The sequence below is a fragment of the Arthrospiribacter ruber genome (genome assembly GCF_019343195.1).
Taxonomy (GTDB): Bacteria; Bacteroidota; Bacteroidia; order Cytophagales; family Cyclobacteriaceae; genus Arthrospiribacter; species Arthrospiribacter ruber.
Map to the genome: position 1 here is coordinate 135,045 of NZ_RPHB01000005.1, position 16,162 is coordinate 151,206.

Consider the following 16,162-nt stretch of genomic DNA (forward strand, 5'->3'; position numbering starts at 1 on the left):
TTTTAGAATGTCAAGTTAAGACCTACGATAAAATTGCGGGTAGCTGGTGCATTTGTACCAATAGTAAGCAACCTACTAGGAATGGCATTTGTAATAGCTGCATTTTGGTCACCAAAAGAGTTGGTCTCCGGATCTAAACCTGTCTCTCTATTGAATGGAGAGAATAGTACAAAAGGATTCTGCACAGCTCCATAGATTCTCAATCTACTCATGCCTGCCCTGGTCATCCAATTACTTGCATTATCAAAATTATACCCCAAAGTCATGGTACGGACCTTTAAAAATGAAGCATCAAAGTAACCTAGGGTACTTCCGTATTTTGGGTTGTCACTACTAGCCAGTCCACCTGGAGCAGGATATCTAGCTTCGGTGTTCTCTGGCGTCCAATAGTCTACCGAGACATTGTTTCTCCTTCCACTCAAAAGGTTCAAATACCCTGTTGATGAATGTAATGTACTGATCAATATGCCACCACTTCTAAAAGTACCTACAATACTGAGATCAAAGTTTTTGTAAGCTATTCTTGTGTCAAAACCTCCCATAAAGTTTGGCTGAAGATCTAGTATCTGCCGGTCATCTGGCCCTATGGCTCTTGTAGGTATACCTTCTGAATCATAATCACCTGTATATTCCACTTTAATCATACCAACATTTCCTCCTGGCTCCAGGATATCTCTATGTGGGTCACCTTCTTGCCATAATCCAATATATCTATGGTCAAAAATCACATCGATTGGATGTCCGACAAACCACCAGTTCCCTTCATCTCTGTCCTGGCCTGAAGCCAATGAAACCAATTGATTTCTATTTGCATAAATATTGAATCCAACTTCCCAACTCCAGTCATTGTTTTCGAAAATCAATCCGTTTAAACCTAATTCCACTCCTTTGTTTTGAGTTTCTCCTATGTTTGCAGTATAGCTACCTACACCCGAAGTTGCCGGAAGGTTTACACCCAATAGAATATCTTTAGTGTTAGTAATATAATACTCCAAACTACCTGTCAAACGATTGTTGAAAAAACCAAAATCAACTCCCACATTGTATGTCTCCGAGTACTCCCATCCTAAATTTGGATTGGGCAATGAATTCACAAAATAACCTGTCAAGAAAGCTTCGTTTCCAAAATTGTAAGGCCTGATACCTAACCCTCCCAAGGTCGCATAGGGTGCGATGGCTTGATTGGAAGTCTGTCCATATCCTAATCTTAGTTTCAGCATATCTACTTGAGACACACTATTCATGAATGATTCTTTACCAATGTTCCAACCTACCGAAACAGCTGGATAAGTATGCCATTTGAAGCCAGGAGCTAGTCTGGAAGATCCATCAGACCGAAGCGTTGCCGAAATCATGTATTTGTCATCATATGAATACATCACACGGCCCATCAAGGAGCTTAGTCCCCATAGCTGATAATTTTGATCATTTGGGTTAATTTGGATTTCACCATCAGAATGTCCTAGATTATAAAATTGAAATTGGCTTGCGGCAATATCTCTTGCCCACATCCTGGAGCTATAAAACTTATTCTGCTCGTTAGCATAAAGCGCCGTTACATTTATAATATGCTTATCTGCAAAAATTTTGTCATACGTGATCAGGTTTTCCATGATCCAGTGAAAATTATGAGAATTCCCAACTGCTGCGAAGGATTCAGTGTCCGGATTGGGACTGGTTACACCGCGGCCGGTAAATTCACCATTGTTCGTTTGACGATAATTTAAACCTAAGTTGGCTCTGTATTTCAAGCCTTCCACACCGGGAATTTTAAGCTCAGCATATAGTGCATTATAGGTAGCATATGTTCGGGTTTCGTTCAACCACTGCCCTTCCAGATCCTCTATTACGTCCCGAGTACCTACCCATGAATCATCCATAGGCATACCAATGGTTCTTCTACGTGTACCATCTGGATTAAAAGGACTCGCTAGTGGAGACATACTTAATATACCATATAATCCTACCTGAGATCCTTGCTGTGTATTGAAGTTACTATTACTGTTGAATCCTATTCTTAAGTGATTTCCAATGTCTTGATCAATAGCAGCTCGCATAGAGATCCTATCAAACTGTTGCGTAGGGATCACACCTACATCGTGATAATATCCCAGACCGAAACTGTATGTACTTTTCTCACCTCCGCCTGATACATTTACGTCATGACTGGACATGGTACCCGTCTGATACATCAAGCCCTGCCAATCTGTATTTACATCATTTGATTCGCTTGGACCAGGGTTTTCAAATAATCCTGCCGCTTCTCTCATGGCCAGAAACTCTGGTCCATCCATCATTGGATATGGAGAAAAAACCGTTCTTGGGCCATGAAAGCCGTTGTACCTAACTTGTGCTTCCTGCCCTTTAAATCCTTTTTTGGTAGTCACCAAGATTACACCATTGGCACCTCTAGAACCATAGATAGCTGTGGCTGACGCATCCTTGAGGATATCAATACTGTCAATATCTTCTGGGTTGATATCAGCAATGGACCCACCAAAAGGAATACCATTTAGAACTATAAGTGGATCATTACTGGCTGTAAGGGACCTGTTTCCCCTGATCCTAATCTGCATGGTAGCTCCTGGCTGAGAGGATGTCTGGGATATGTCTACACCTGGTAATCTCCCTTGAAGCGCTTGTGAGAAATTAGCAGAAGGAACTTCCCGCATGATGTCTCCAGCTATAGATGCAACCGACCCAGTTACTGCTTCTTGCCGCATGGTTCCATATCCTACTACGACCACTTCCTCAAGAGCACTCACGTCAGCCACGAGGTTGACTGTTATCTGGGATTGGTTATTGATAGGGATTTCTTGGGTTTCAAACCCAATAAACGAAACGATAAGAATGGAGCCACTCTGAACACTGATTTCAAAATCACCATCAATTCCGGTGACTACTCCTACATTGGTACCTTTTTCCCGCACTGATGCCCCGGGTAGTCCCAAACCTTCATCATCGAGCACTACACCCGATATATTCACTGTCTGCGCAAAGGCCAAATGGCCTGCCAAAATCATGATCAGTATCCCGCCAATCCGGCGAAACCACCAATCACATCTGCTACTAAGAAAGTAGCAGCGTAATTTTTCGGTAGATTTAAAATCCATGGTTTTTGGTTTTATTGAGAAATGATATAGTAAAAAACGACCACCATCTTTTGTACCTAAGACAATTCAAGTACATCTGACAACAATCATCAATTAAACGTCTGAATTTTTTTTAAAAAATGCAACCGATTTCATTTTTAAAGAAACATAATTTTATGAATTTGATGAAATTAGGGATAAAAAGTATGGTAAATGGATTGGTTCATAACAGGTATTAACAGTCGCTCAATAATTATGAATATATCTTTTATGCTTATATCATTATTTCATTATATTTTTAAATCATTTTTTATATTATTATATGCTTTAAAATTGAAAGGAATAATTAACCAAAAATTGGTTTTATTGAATAATAATAGGTCAAAATAATGATACCGATTTCATAAAAAAAAATCCAAGAAACAAATGAAATGCTCATTGCACATGCAAGGGAACTGGAATTCACCAACCAACACTTGGAACAGTTCGCCTACATTGCCTCCCATGATCTACAAGAACCTCTCTGGATGATTACCAGCTTTCTCAAACAACTGGAGAAAAAATACGGGGGTAAACTAGACGAAAAAGGACATCAGTACATCTATTTTGCAACTGATGGAGCGAACAGGGTGAGACAGATCATTTTGGATCTTTTAGAATATTCAAGAGTAGGTAAAAATCTAGAAGCCCCCGAAAATGTAGACAAAGACATCATTGAAGACTACTTAATATTACGAAAGAAAATTATCGAAGAAAAAAATGTCATTATTATCTTTGAAAATCTCCCCACAGTTAGATTATCCAAACCTCCATTTACCCAAGCCATACACTCCTTATTGGACAATTCGATCAAATATGGCAAGGAGAGTATCCCACCTAAAATACTGATTTCTGCAAGCGAAACTGTAAACTCATGGCAGATTCAAATCAAAGACAATAGAATTGGTATAGAACCTGAGTACTTTGAAAAGATTTTCGTTTTGTTCCAAAGGTTGCACAATAGAAATGAATACGAAGGAACAGGTATAGGTCTTGCCATCGCAAAAAAGAACGTAGAATCCTGGAACGGAAAAATTTGGCTGGAATCAAAAGTGGATGAAGGAAGTACATTTTATTTCACCATACCAAAAACCTGAACTTATGGTTTTGTGAAAGAAGCAATTATCGGATAATTGGCATGAAATTGGCCTTAAATTTTTGAAAGAAGTAAGCCCCGAGTGACCATACTTTTCAAAAAGTTTTTCTGGTGTTTGGGACAGGTAAACAGCTTATTTCGTCTTATGAATACTTAGCCAACTTTACTACTATGAAGACCATATCCCACATTGTAAATTTTATTCTGGCATGCCTGATCTTTGCATCTTGCGCTGAAGCCGAAAATGTAACCCTTATGATCGAAAAAGCAGAGCTGGAAGGTACTTTCCAAAGGATATCAGGAGACAATTCCGGACCGGAAGCTGAAGTGACCATTCTGGTCAATGAAGGAAGATGGGAAGGAAACAGCTCCAAGTCCAGGTACCCTGCACTTTGCAAAGGTTCTTACACGAATAATGGCAATACAATAACCTTTGAGAACGAATGCATGTGGACAGCAGATTTTGACTGGACATTGATTCTGAGCGGAACATTCGAGGTGATTTTGACAGACCAGCACATGATATGGGAAAAAAGAAGCGGATCTGGCTCCGAACAGGTTATCGATAGATACACTTTTCCAAAATCTGATCAGGAAAAAGTGATATTATAAAAAATCCCCCGAAGAATTCTTCAGGGGATTTTTTTAAAACTTAATAGTGGATTTTGAATAAATTCTGAATCACTTCACAAGAGAGTATTCCAATGAAGGTCTGCCCCTCTCACCGCCTGAAGTAAGTGAAAGAAACCTCAGTTTGTAAACGTTCTCATTTTTGTCTCTGACCACATAATATCTGTCTTCTCTGATTGCAGGACCAGAATTAGGTCCTCCACCTGATCTCCAGCTGGATCCGATTATCAGCCTGTCATCACTGTTAAAGGTCAATCCATTAACGTTCGCATCAGAGAATTCATCGTATGAGATTTCAGATTCCATTACCACAGCAGCTTGCACACCTCCATAAATATTGTGGTATACAAGGTCTTGGAAGAAGTAGCCCAATGTACCATTTACAGCTTGTGGAAAAGGCGTAGATGAGGTACCGGCAGTCCAAACAAAGTCCCATTCATGTTTCTTTGGCTCCACTTCCACTTTACCGGATTCAAAAGAAAAATATACAAAATTGAAATCCGTGTCCTTAGTAATCTCAACTGTAGTGTAATCTTCCGAATCTATATCTGCATGCTGGACAATATATAGGTCACCGGATCTAAAAACTTTTATCTTTTTCCAAGGCTTTTCTTCCGCTCCGCTGTTCCCTCTTTCATATATAAATACTTTTGCCTCACTTTCAGAGCTTAGGACCGTTCCAAGAGCTGTACCGTTTGCTACAGGATTTTTTGGATCATCTACATATAGAATACTGTTCATGTTATTGAAATCCAACACCAAGGTACCTTCTGCTTTAAGTTTTTCAACATATTCAATTTCAAGATCCTGAAAATCCTCTACTTCTGTCCCATAAGCCATGGCACCGGTAGTACCATTGATCAATACTTTGAACTCACTTCCCGTATAAAACGCCAAATCCCAGGTATCTCTTCTCACTGAATTTTGTATTTCACTGCTGAGGTTGACAAACACCGAATTTGGAAAGGAAGCCCCGCCTCCCTGAATTTCCATAAATGCATCTTCTACTGGTGGCACCTCTACAGTTGGAGCATCATTTTCTGTACATGACGCTATAAGTCCCGCTACAATCAGGGCCATAGCACCCTGTCTGAATGTGTTGTTCTTTTTCATTTTTTTATTTGATTAAATTTATTTTGATAGTTGGTATGTAATTCCTGCGAAATATGACCTGCCATAGCCCATTGGGCGCTGGGGTCCGCCTCCGTGAGCGGATCCTGTATTGGCAGTGCTTTGAATAGATGTCAGGTCAAAAAGGTTTCTGACTCCAAGCTGAACTTGTAGGTGATTTCCGATATCCCTTCTCAATGAAAGATCTGCCCAGTGAAAACCTTCCAGTTCAATTTGCCGCGGAATAGCTTCCCCCTGTTCATTGGCTCCCATTTCAAACCCAGGGAGTCTCCCTGTGTATTTATAGAAAAAGCTTAAATAGGTATCAATGTAGGGAACCTTATAATCCAGGTTAGCATTTATTTCCGTCGTGAAAAGCATCTCCGGCAAATTAAAATCATCTGCAGAGAGCCTGTTGTATCTACCTATTCTTGACAGTCCTAATCCTGCTGAAAAGTCTCTGTACCTGACCTGATGGTTCAACATCCCCCCAGCAGTCCTAAATTCCTCTAAATTGAAAAGGGTGGTAATCCTAGGGTCAACAGGATCTATACCATAGCTGATCTGATTGCTGACTTGATTATAAAAACCTGTAAGAACAGCTGAATAGATTACTTCACTTTTCTTTTTTCGGGAAAAATTGAGAGATCCATTGAAGCTATGGGAAGTTTCCGCCTGGAGGTCAGGGTTTCCTCTGATACTGTGACTGGCATCAAAGAAATCAAAGTACAGTTCTCTAATAGAAGGAGCCCTGAATCCTTGTGCATAAGCAACACGCAAATCAAGACTTTCTGAAAGCTTCCATTTCATATTTAAAGAAGGTATGACAGGAGGTGCCTCATAAGCAGAATTATAGGTTCGTCGAAGTCCAGGACGGATTTTGACTTTGTCCGATAAACTGAGTTCTCCACTTAGGAAAACGGCATAATCCTGAATACCCTCATTGCTTGAAATCCTGTCTCCCACTCCGCTTTCTGTATTGATGTCTAATCCAGGTTGAAGGTTGAAAGTTTCCGAAATAGACCAAAGTCCTGTGGCTCTTAAGGTAAAGCCTTGGTACTGAAGTGAGGCCTGTGCATTTGGGGCGTTCGAAAGGCTCTTTTCCGAAGTCCTTTGGTTAGTAATCCATGTTACCGTTTCTCTACTATAGTCAGTAAAAGAAGTCTGCACAGCAGCTTTAAATCTGTCTGATGCATCAACCCTTGCATTTAGCCTATGCATCCACCGTGTGGTGTGAAACTCCGTATCGATATGCTCTATCCTATTTTCCGGGCCAAAAGAAAATATCCTTTCGTCCAGCAGGTCCAAAGCATAATCCAATTCAAGAATACCCTTATGAAAGCCTAGAGAGGCATTTGCCAAATCCTGATGACGGGGAAGCCATTCAAACTGCCTTCCCGTAAACCTGCCTTTCCAACCACCAAATCTATTTTGGGTAAATGCGCCTCCAAAACTCCATCCCCCTCCAGTTCTGTATTGACCTTGAAGGTTTCTGATGTGATTGCCCGCACCTGACACAGGGGAATACTCATTGCCAACAGTTTCTTCCTGAATCCTGGCAGATAAGCCATAACCTTTAGTTCCCCCAGGTTTTTTTGTAATGATATTGATCACCCCGGCCAGTGCATCAGCACCGTACATTACGGACATGGGCCCTTCAATTATTTCGATTTTTTCAATTTGATTGATGTCTATCTGATTGATGTTGATCTCATTGGAAACCCCTTGTCTACCTACCATAGGAACACCATCTATCAATACCTTTACATTTTGACCAGCCATCCCAAGCATTTCCAGGTTACTGGAACCCAAGGCATTATCCTGGGAAAAACGTATACCAAGTTCTGTGTTGAGTACTTCCTGCATATTTCCGGCAGCTCTTTTTTGTATAAGTTCCTTATCAATAATCCGAACCTGATAGACAGATTGCCTGGCAGACTGAGCTTCAAAATTTCCAGTAACCACCACCTCATCCAATTGTGAAATATCCTCTTGAAGGATAATATGGATGAATTCAGCTTTGTCGGAAACCCTTATACTGACAGGCAAATAACCAAGAGCTTTTACTTTCAATTGAACAGGGTATTCAAAATCTCCCAAAACAAATTGCCCCTGAATATCAGCTACCGTTCCTGTGCCGCCTTCTTCCTGAATGATGGCAAATGGGACTGGGTTTCCCTCCTGATCTTCTACTTTCCCATGGATTTTTCCAGCAAAAACATCTACTGTTAAATACAGTAAAAGAAAGTAAGTCAGACTAATTTTATTTGGATTAATTCTAAACATAATATTAAAATTTTTGGGAGCATCATGCTCCCAAAAGGATTAAAGACTGTCTATAAGGTTTTTCCAAGCAGGCAACTGAGGCAAGCCTGGTTTTCTAAGCCCAAAAAACTGAGCTACCATTTCACCTTGTTTGTCAAATAGTTCAAGAGAAGAAACCAAACCATCTTCTGTATTTTTATGAACTACAAATGCCTGCTCAACAGCATCTTCATTCAAATGCATATTAAAATCCGGATCGAGTACATTGAGCCAATCCCCCATTAGCCTGATGGTTCTTACTTTTCCTTGATGGATTTGGATATTCCCCTTGTTTCCGGCAAAAATCATAATAGGCAATTTGTCCCCAGACGCTACTTCCAAAATTTTTCTGGCTGCAAGTCGGTCTACTTCATAGGCCCATTTGTCATCAATCCACTTGACAGCATCAAGTCTGGAAACTTTGTGCTTCCTGAGCATTCCAAAAAAATCATGGGTATCTTTCATATTTTCCCAGTCACTCCTAAATGCGTCAAGATCTATTTGTTTGGCATAATCCGGAGCTGAAAATGCTTCCAGTTGTAGGTCTCCGGATTGCACTTCAGCTGAGTATTGTTTCACAATTTCTTCATAGGCCTCGATATTTGACTTCTCTTGAAGGTATACCTTAAGTATTGCTTCCCCTGATTTATCAAAAAACTGTAAACTTCTCATCAAACCTCTAGGACTTTCCTGCTGAACGGCAAAACCAAATTTCCAGGCTGAAAAGAATACCCGTTGCTCTATTGGTCCGATGACTGTTGCCACCTGATGGGGCGCATTACCATGTATTTCGATTTTTTGGAAATTTCCTTTGTGCTCAAGAACACAACCATCATTTCTGGTCAGAGACATTACTTTACCCAGCTTTTTTAAATCAGTTAGCAGAACGGCCCAATCCCCTTCCAAACGGGACACACCTTCTCCCAGCTGTGTGGCCAATAATTCTGCTTCACTGACTTCAAGTAAAGTGGCCGCATCTCTGATCCTTAGCCCCTGCTTTTCAGCCTTCAGCTTCTGCCATTCAATTTTTAAGCGTTCATTCTTATCGATAATTGTTGTTTCCATGATATTATGCATGTTTGATTTGTTGATCTATTTGTGAAAAAGGCACAGTGTGTATGACTGTTGGCCTATGACTATCCCCCTCAAAAACAGAAATCGGATGATCAAATACTTCCATCAGTTTGGAAGCAGTCATGGTCTTCCGAGCCGGACCCTGAAACATCACATTACCATTTTTCATAAGTACTACCTGATCTGCATAATTGGCAGCAAGATTCAGGTCATGTAAAATGGCCAGTACAGCTATGTTTCTTGATTTGATTTTTTGAATAATTGCCAGCACATGATGCTGAAGAGCAATATCCATACTGCTGGTCGGCTCATCAAGCAGTAAAAACCTAGGGTATGGTTTCTTTTCCCAAATCTGTACGAGTACACGGGACAATTGTACCCTTTGCTTCTCTCCACCCGACAAGACTGAATAATCACAATCTCTCAGGTGCCATGTTTGGGTTTCCTCCATGACCTCGCGGACGGTTTCCTGTTTAAAGTCATTCTTCAAGGGAAGTAATCCTAGCTCCACCACCTCCTGAACAGTAAAAGGAAATGAGAGTGTGCTATGCTGTGGCATCACCGCCCTTATCTGAGCAAGTTGACTGGTTTTATATGCAGACAAGGTCTTCCCGTTATATAGGACATTACCATGTCTACATTGAATATCTCCTGATAGAACCTTAAACAAACTGGATTTCCCTGCCCCATTAGGACCTAAAATCACAGTCAACTCTCCTGGGAGCAACTTGATAGACGCCTTGTTTACTATCGGGCGGTTTTGAATACAAAAATGAATGTCAGTAGCTTGTAGCATTTCAGTTTCTAAGTTTTTTGAAATTGATAATAAGCCATATAAAGAAAGGAGCACCAATAATGGCCGTAATTATTCCAATCGGCAGCTCAGCCGGAACAACCAGCGTCCTTGCCAAAACATCCGCCACACTTAGTAATATCGCACCCAGAAGAAAAGATGCGGGCAAGACCAGTCTATGGTCAGCTCCAAAACCCAAACGGATGAGATGTGGCACAATCAAACCTACAAAACCAATGGTTCCGGTAAGTGAAACAGCTGTACCCACCATCATGGCTGAAGAGATAAGTAAGATGTACTTTACTTTTTGGACATTTACACCCATATGAAATGCTTCACTTTCTCCAAGTGCCAATGCATTCAACTGCCTGAATTGGGTGAAAACCAACACAGCAGGCCCAATGATCAATAAAAAAGCAGTATACACCTTTTGCCAGTTGGCACCACCTACATCCCCTAAACTCCAAAATGTGAAGTTTCTCATAGCTGCATCATCTGCATAGAATATGGCAAGCCCGATCAAAGCTCCAGATAATGCATTAAGGGCAACACCTGCCAAAATCAAAAGTGAAATATCCGTTTTGCCTGAACTACTTGCCAGACGGTATACCAAAAAAGTATTCAGTAACCCTCCCATGAATGCGAAGAGTGGAAGCCCTATTCCTGATAAACCTTGAAGCAATGGTATGCTGGCACCGAAAACTATGTAAACAACCGCAAATAAAGCCCCGCCACTGCTCACTCCTATCAGTCCTGGTTCTACCAGTGGATTCCTAAACAATCCCTGCAATGCAGCCCCGGAGAGCCCAAGTCCACCACCAACTAACATGGCCAATATTACCCTAGGAAGTCGGATATTGACTAAAACACTTCTTTGTTGTGTAGTGAAGTCACCTAACTCTATCCCAATATTGCTCATTATTACTGAAAGGACCTGATACACCGGTATGGGAAAAGCACCTACTGAAAGAGACAGGAGCAAGACCAAAAAGAGCAGAGCGCCTAAAGCCAAAAGCGTAGCCGCTTGGGTTTTGGATTTGCGATATATGCCTGACTTTACCAGCATCAATAACCCAAAGCTTCTGCCAATTCCAATGCGGCTTTTCCAACCCTAGGACCGAATCCAGATAAATAATGACCATCAAAAGCAATGATGTTTCCGTCCGCAAATGCCGGCGTCTGTTCTATTCCACGGATTTTTTTCAGACCTTGCTGACCACCCAATGATTGGATTCCGGATTCAAAAAACAGCAGGTAATCAGGACTAATTCTTACGAGACTTTCAGGTGTTAAGGGAATAAAATCTTTGAACCCCTCTCCTGCATGCTGACCTCCTGCCAAGTCGATTATAGATGATGCGAAGGTCTCCTCACCTGCCAGAAAAACCATTTCCTCACCCCTTGCCATTAAAAATGCTACTTTCGGCTTACTGTTCTTTTCAGAAGATGTCTTTTCCTCCAACAATTGCAAATCGTCTTGTAAATCATTAACCAGTTCATTTCCTTTTTCAGACACTTCAAGGTAATCTGCAAGATCATGGATCAGGTCAATGGTTTCTTCCACCTTTACAGGCTTTTTAAAGAATTTTATTGCTATTCCTGATTCTTTGAGCTGATTGACTACATCATTGCTTAAATATCCTTCTTCAGCCAAAATAATATCCGGACCTAATGCCAAAATTCCCTCTGCTTTGATCTGATTCCGATAGCCAATAGAGGGTAACTGCTGCATAGAGGATGGATAGGTAGAAGTGATATCCGTAGCGATGATCTTTTCCCCAAACCCCAATTCAAATACAACTTCAGTAATCGTACCTCCTGCGGTTATGATTTTCATATCCTCCAACTTTTCTTCCCCAGCATCTCTATTCTGACATGCCATGCAAATGACGAAAACAACAAGTAATATTCTTTTCATTTATTTAGATTGAATTTAAATTGAATGACAAATATCAGCTTATTTAGATTTAATCCAAATATATTTTAATTGAAAATTTCTATGTGTTTATGAAAACTATTGAATAGTTATGGTACTAAGGGACAGATAGTTTTTGTCTATACAAATAAAATTGAAGGATGATAAAAAAAATTACATGATTATCCGCTTACTTACTAGTAGAAGCTAAAAAATGCAACAAACCTATGATTTCTAGCCAATATCAATGAATAATTTGGCTGTGACGGATCCAATATCTATTAGTATCGGATTTATCTAGGCCCTTATTTAAATTGGTTAGTGGTATAATTGCGGAAATGGATAAAAAATTAATACGTAGATACGAAAGCTTTTCAAGGGATAAATAAAGATCAGGCATTTTTAGGCCATTCAGTTTCTATTCCTTGACTCCTCACCATTCTTTGGAATTCCCTCAATAGATTTTTATCCTTATAAACTTGTGCTGGAGGTACATTCTTAGTAAGTGAAAAAGGAATCAACATTCCAACAGCTTCTCCAATGCTCCATTCTACCGGGTGCAATCTATAGCAGCCATTGGTGATATGTGTGGTACCAATATTCTTGTTGGCTGGAATGAGGTTTTCCATTTTTTCGGGTATTAGAGCTCCAAGAGGAATCTGAAAAGGTAAGGAAGGAAAATCAATGTAATTATCTCCTCTGGAACTGGGATGAAGATCTATATGGTAATAGCCAATTCCTACGCTATCTTCAAATTCTGCTGCTCTCAATTCTTCTACTGAAAGGCCACTTATTATGCTTCTTTGTTCTTTTCCAACGTGTTCTTCCAAAATGGTAAATTTGGCTTTGATCCTTCTCGATTCTCGTACATAAGGATACTTCGCCATTCCATCAGCTGTACCTACTATATCAGGCCTTAATCTCAAACCTTTCCAGCCCTTTCCACCATCCGGTCTCGGCGCCTCCGTTTGCAACCAATATAATAAAGACAAACTGAGTTGCTTCCCTCCTTCTATATGTTTATTGAATTCCTTTTCAGTCACACCGATAAGATTGCCGGGAATGTAATCGTTTTGAGGCCAATTGACCAAGGAAATGTCTCCTTCATAAAATCCTTGCTGAAAATTGTTACGGTGAAGTAACCTTCTATATAGCCAAAGATTGAGCATATCACCGGTAGGAATACCTTCGGGGTGAAATCCCAATTCTTTGGGCTCCAGTGTCTGCGGATTAGAATAATGTAGTCCCAGCATGGTCCCGGGCCATGGGGAGGATAGTTCTGGTATGTAATTGTTCCAAAAATCATATTGCTCCGGTTTTGGGATTACCCAATCTTCCCCAGGAACATAATCCATGGCAAAACACATGGTAAAAGCCTGGTTATTTTCAGGGTCACCTTTCTCAGGAGCATGCAATTCACCTGTCTCGGATTTTGATTCAGTTCCCGTCACAAAAGCTGTATCGCTCAATGGTAAAAGATCCCCCAATTCGGTAGCGTCTACAAAATATGGAGCTTTCAGCAAAACTGACTTTCCTGTAAAGAGACATTTGGACTCTAGGTTACTCACCCTTATTCCATCACTTTCAGCGGAGGATATTTTATGATTCAACAAGATCTTTATTTTCCCGGAAGATTCATAAGGTGCGAAAAGTTGCTTCAAAACCTGAAGGGCTACTTTTGGCTCATGGCAAAGCCTTGATACAGCCCCATCACCGGGATTCAAAAATTCCCTGTTTCTTGCCTCTTCTGTCAAAGGATAGTAGGATTTATAGTAAATCCTGATTTGTTCCCTAAATTCTCTATACAAAGCAGTGGCTCCATGTGTTTCTATCCATTGATGTTCATCAGGCGGTACGGCCTGTTGTGTGAGTTGTCCTCCTATCCAATCTGTTTCTTCAGTCATTACTACTGACATTCCATTTCGCAATGCTGCAAGAGCGGCTGCACATCCCCCTAATCCTCCACCTGCTACCACTAAATCTGCTTCAAATACCTTATAATTTTCAGAAACAAGCACTTTCTTTTTAGAAGCATCTTCTTTGCCAATCAAACTTATAGGATTCACGGTGAAAGCCCCAGCGCCGAATGCGATACCCGAAATAAATGTTCTTCTTTTCATACTTCAAAAATTGTAAAAAATACAAATTAAAAAAAATAGTTTATTTTATCTAAGTTTATAAAAATTTTTAAAAAATGATCTAATACATATCTACCCAAAAAAAACGATCTTACATACATTAAATTTAATTTTAAATTAAACATGTAATTTTTTCCCTATAACATGTACATAAAAGAAAAAATAATAAATTATTAATCTATTTTTGCAATATATAACTACCATCCATTACCTTATTTGAATAGGAAACACTAAATGAACGGGGATTTATACATTGTTGACTACCTAAAAAACGCTACTTCCATCTATGTTGCAGTCATCGGACAAGATGGTAAAATTTTTTATTTGAATCCCAGTTTATCAAAGCTTTTTGGTATAGAGAAGGATGAACCTTTTGAAAATTTTTCAATAGAATCCATCTTCCCAAAATTCAAATTAGAAAACCTTCAAAATGCATTTTTGAGTAATGATTTTCCATTTTTTCTTAAAAATATTGAGTTGGGGAAAAGAACAAAAATTCAAAACACGGTTTACTTAAACTGGGATGTTGCCTTTTTTCCTAGTGAAGAACCTACAGAAAAGCTATCTATCTGGATAGGAAGCATTTCAGAACCCAGTCAGGAAAGCCTACTCCATTTACAGACCATACTCGACAGTACCTCAGAAAGCTGTGTATTAATGGATGCTAATTTTCGGGTTCTTGCGTTCAATAAAGTGGCAAACCTGACGGCCTTGCAATTCCATAACATGGAAATAAAAGAAGGAGAGGATTTCAGAGAGAAGATCTTAGCTCAAAACCGACAATCATTCGAAAATGATTTCCGAGCAGCTTTACGAGGAGAAACTGTGATCAGCGAAAACGAACTTCCATTCAATAAAAATAAAATCTGGTTCGAGTGTGCTTTTTATCCTGCTAAGGACAGTGAGGGGAACATTATTGGAGTGACTTTCACAACCAGCAACATTGACCAAAGAAAAAGAGCTGAAGAAAAAATAATCGCAAATGAGAGGTTTTTCGAGTCGGTATTACAATCTCAGCATGAAATGATCTGCAGGTTTCTTCCCGATACCACCATAACATTTGTAAACAATGCATACTGCAAAGAATTAGGCTATCCTAAAGATAAGATTGTTGGCCAGAAATTTTTGAATTTTGTCCCTAAGGAACAAAGAAAATCTATATTGGAAGGAATCAAGGGGTTAAGTAAAAAAAAACCAACACAGACCATCCGTCATAAAGTCATCACTGCCCAAAAGCAAGAAAAATGGCATGAATGGACGGACATGGTATTGTTGGATGAAGATGGAGAAATCCGGGAATTTCAGTCAGTGGGACGAGATATTTCAGACCTTATACATTCTCAAGCCAATCAAGAGCGTTTCAGAACAATTTTTGAAAATGCTTTGCATGAAATCTACCTCATTAATCCTGATTCTTACCAGATATATCATGCCAACAATGCTGCGGTACAAAACCTGGAGCTCAGTGTAGAAGCAATGAGACAAATGGCTTATTGGGAAGTCCTGAGGCTTGATTATAGAAAATCCATGATTTCCAAAATCAAAGGTCTACTTTCGGGTGTGGAAGACAAAATCATCTGTGAAGCAGAACACGTAAAAAGCAATGGAAAAGCATACCCAGTAGAAACCCACCTACAAAAAATGTGTATTGAGGATGAAGTGTTTTTGGTAGCCATTTGCGTGGACCTTTCAGAAAGAAAAAGGCATGTAGCCTCTATTACCAAGCAGAACAAAATCCTTAGGGATATTGCATGGATTCAATCTCACATGGTAAGGGCTCCTCTTGCTAATATTCTGGGATTGATTCAGATTCTAAAAGAAGAAATAAAAGGCGAAGAACATCAAAATCTTATATTCATGATGGAACAATCTGCCTTTGAACTTGACAAAGTGATCAGAAATGTGGTCTCCAAAACCCACATTGTAGAACAATTGGAAAAGGAAATAAAAAATTGATACTCATTTTCAACAG

11 protein-coding genes are annotated in these 16,162 nt (G+C 39.8%); 3 read left to right on the forward strand and 8 right to left on the reverse strand.

Features of this window, described 5'->3' with window-relative positions:
• Positions 1-2: 2 nt before the first annotated feature.
• Positions 3-3,113 carry a SusC/RagA family TonB-linked outer membrane protein gene (locus EGN73_RS11380; RefSeq protein ID WP_219289682.1) on the reverse strand — a complete coding sequence of 1,037 codons (3,111 nt, stop codon included), beginning with the start codon at positions 3,111-3,113 and terminating at the stop codon, positions 3-5.
• Positions 3,114-3,523: 410 nt separating this feature from the next.
• On the opposite strand from EGN73_RS11380, the gene EGN73_RS11385 reads away from it, so the two are divergent.
• Together EGN73_RS11385 and EGN73_RS11390 are read left to right on the forward strand one after the other, a co-directional pair.
• On the forward strand, positions 3,524-4,228 hold the full coding sequence (locus EGN73_RS11385; RefSeq protein ID WP_219289684.1) for a sensor histidine kinase: 705 nt from the start codon (positions 3,524-3,526) through the stop codon (positions 4,226-4,228).
• 170 nt (positions 4,229-4,398) lie between these two features.
• Positions 4,399-4,839 (forward strand): hypothetical protein, encoded by a 441-nt coding sequence (locus EGN73_RS11390; protein ID WP_219289686.1) that lies wholly within the window; start codon positions 4,399-4,401, stop codon positions 4,837-4,839.
• Positions 4,840-4,908: 69 nt separating this feature from the next.
• Here EGN73_RS11390 and EGN73_RS11395 read toward each other — a convergent pair whose 3' ends face one another.
• From EGN73_RS11395 to EGN73_RS11425, 7 genes are all read right to left on the reverse strand, one after another.
• Positions 4,909-5,970 carry an HmuY family protein gene (locus EGN73_RS11395; RefSeq protein WP_219289688.1) on the reverse strand — a complete coding sequence of 354 codons (1,062 nt, stop codon included), beginning with the start codon at positions 5,968-5,970 and terminating at the stop codon, positions 4,909-4,911.
• 18 nt (positions 5,971-5,988) lie between these two features.
• Positions 5,989-8,253, reverse strand: a complete 2,265-nt coding sequence (locus EGN73_RS11400) for a TonB-dependent receptor (protein ID WP_219289690.1) — start codon at positions 8,251-8,253, stop codon at positions 5,989-5,991.
• Between the two features lie 39 nt (positions 8,254-8,292).
• On the reverse strand, positions 8,293-9,336 hold the full coding sequence (locus EGN73_RS11405; protein ID WP_219289692.1) for a hemin-degrading factor: 1,044 nt from the start codon (positions 9,334-9,336) through the stop codon (positions 8,293-8,295).
• Positions 9,337-9,340: 4 nt separating this feature from the next.
• Complete coding sequence (locus tag EGN73_RS11410) at positions 9,341-10,141, reverse strand: heme ABC transporter ATP-binding protein (protein ID WP_219289694.1); 801 nt, start codon at positions 10,139-10,141, stop codon at positions 9,341-9,343.
• A gap of 1 nt (position 10,142) precedes the next feature.
• Complete coding sequence (locus EGN73_RS11415; protein WP_219289696.1) at positions 10,143-11,204, reverse strand: FecCD family ABC transporter permease; 1,062 nt, start codon at positions 11,202-11,204, stop codon at positions 10,143-10,145.
• A complete protein-coding gene (locus EGN73_RS11420; RefSeq protein WP_219289698.1) occupies positions 11,204-12,055 on the reverse strand; it encodes a heme/hemin ABC transporter substrate-binding protein in 852 nt (283 codons plus the stop codon). The genes EGN73_RS11415 and EGN73_RS11420 overlap by 1 nt, the downstream gene beginning before the upstream one ends.
• A gap of 389 nt (positions 12,056-12,444) precedes the next feature.
• Positions 12,445-14,172, reverse strand: a complete 1,728-nt coding sequence (locus tag EGN73_RS11425) for an FAD-dependent oxidoreductase (protein WP_219289700.1) — start codon at positions 14,170-14,172, stop codon at positions 12,445-12,447.
• A gap of 252 nt (positions 14,173-14,424) precedes the next feature.
• Here EGN73_RS11425 and EGN73_RS11430 point away from each other — a divergent pair, with 252 nt between their 5' ends.
• Positions 14,425-16,146 carry a PAS domain-containing protein gene (locus EGN73_RS11430; RefSeq protein WP_219289702.1) on the forward strand — a complete coding sequence of 574 codons (1,722 nt, stop codon included), beginning with the start codon at positions 14,425-14,427 and terminating at the stop codon, positions 16,144-16,146.
• The last annotated feature ends 16 nt before the right edge of the window (positions 16,147-16,162 follow it).

What these genes read in the sequence shown, in the direction of transcription:
- EGN73_RS11390 (WP_219289686.1), top strand. Translation starts at nt 4,399, where the DNA reads ATGAAGACCATATCCCACATTGTAAATTTTATTCTGGCATGCCTGATC.
- EGN73_RS11395 (WP_219289688.1), bottom strand. Translation starts at nt 5,970, where the DNA reads ATGAAAAAGAACAACACATTCAGACAGGGTGCTATGGCCCTGATTGTA.
- EGN73_RS11380 (WP_219289682.1), bottom strand. Translation starts at nt 3,113, where the DNA reads ATGGATTTTAAATCTACCGAAAAATTACGCTGCTACTTTCTTAGTAGC.
- EGN73_RS11420 (WP_219289698.1), bottom strand. Translation starts at nt 12,055, where the DNA reads ATGAAAAGAATATTACTTGTTGTTTTCGTCATTTGCATGGCATGTCAG.
- EGN73_RS11405 (WP_219289692.1), bottom strand. Translation starts at nt 9,336, where the DNA reads ATGGAAACAACAATTATCGATAAGAATGAACGCTTAAAAATTGAATGG.
- EGN73_RS11410 (WP_219289694.1), bottom strand. Translation starts at nt 10,141, where the DNA reads ATGCTACAAGCTACTGACATTCATTTTTGTATTCAAAACCGCCCGATA.
- EGN73_RS11425 (WP_219289700.1), bottom strand. Translation starts at nt 14,172, where the DNA reads ATGAAAAGAAGAACATTTATTTCGGGTATCGCATTCGGCGCTGGGGCT.
- EGN73_RS11415 (WP_219289696.1), bottom strand. Translation starts at nt 11,204, where the DNA reads ATGCTGGTAAAGTCAGGCATATATCGCAAATCCAAAACCCAAGCGGCT.
- EGN73_RS11400 (WP_219289690.1), bottom strand. Translation starts at nt 8,253, where the DNA reads ATGTTTAGAATTAATCCAAATAAAATTAGTCTGACTTACTTTCTTTTA.
- EGN73_RS11430 (WP_219289702.1), top strand. Translation starts at nt 14,425, where the DNA reads ATGAACGGGGATTTATACATTGTTGACTACCTAAAAAACGCTACTTCC.
- EGN73_RS11385 (WP_219289684.1), top strand. Translation starts at nt 3,524, where the DNA reads ATGCTCATTGCACATGCAAGGGAACTGGAATTCACCAACCAACACTTG.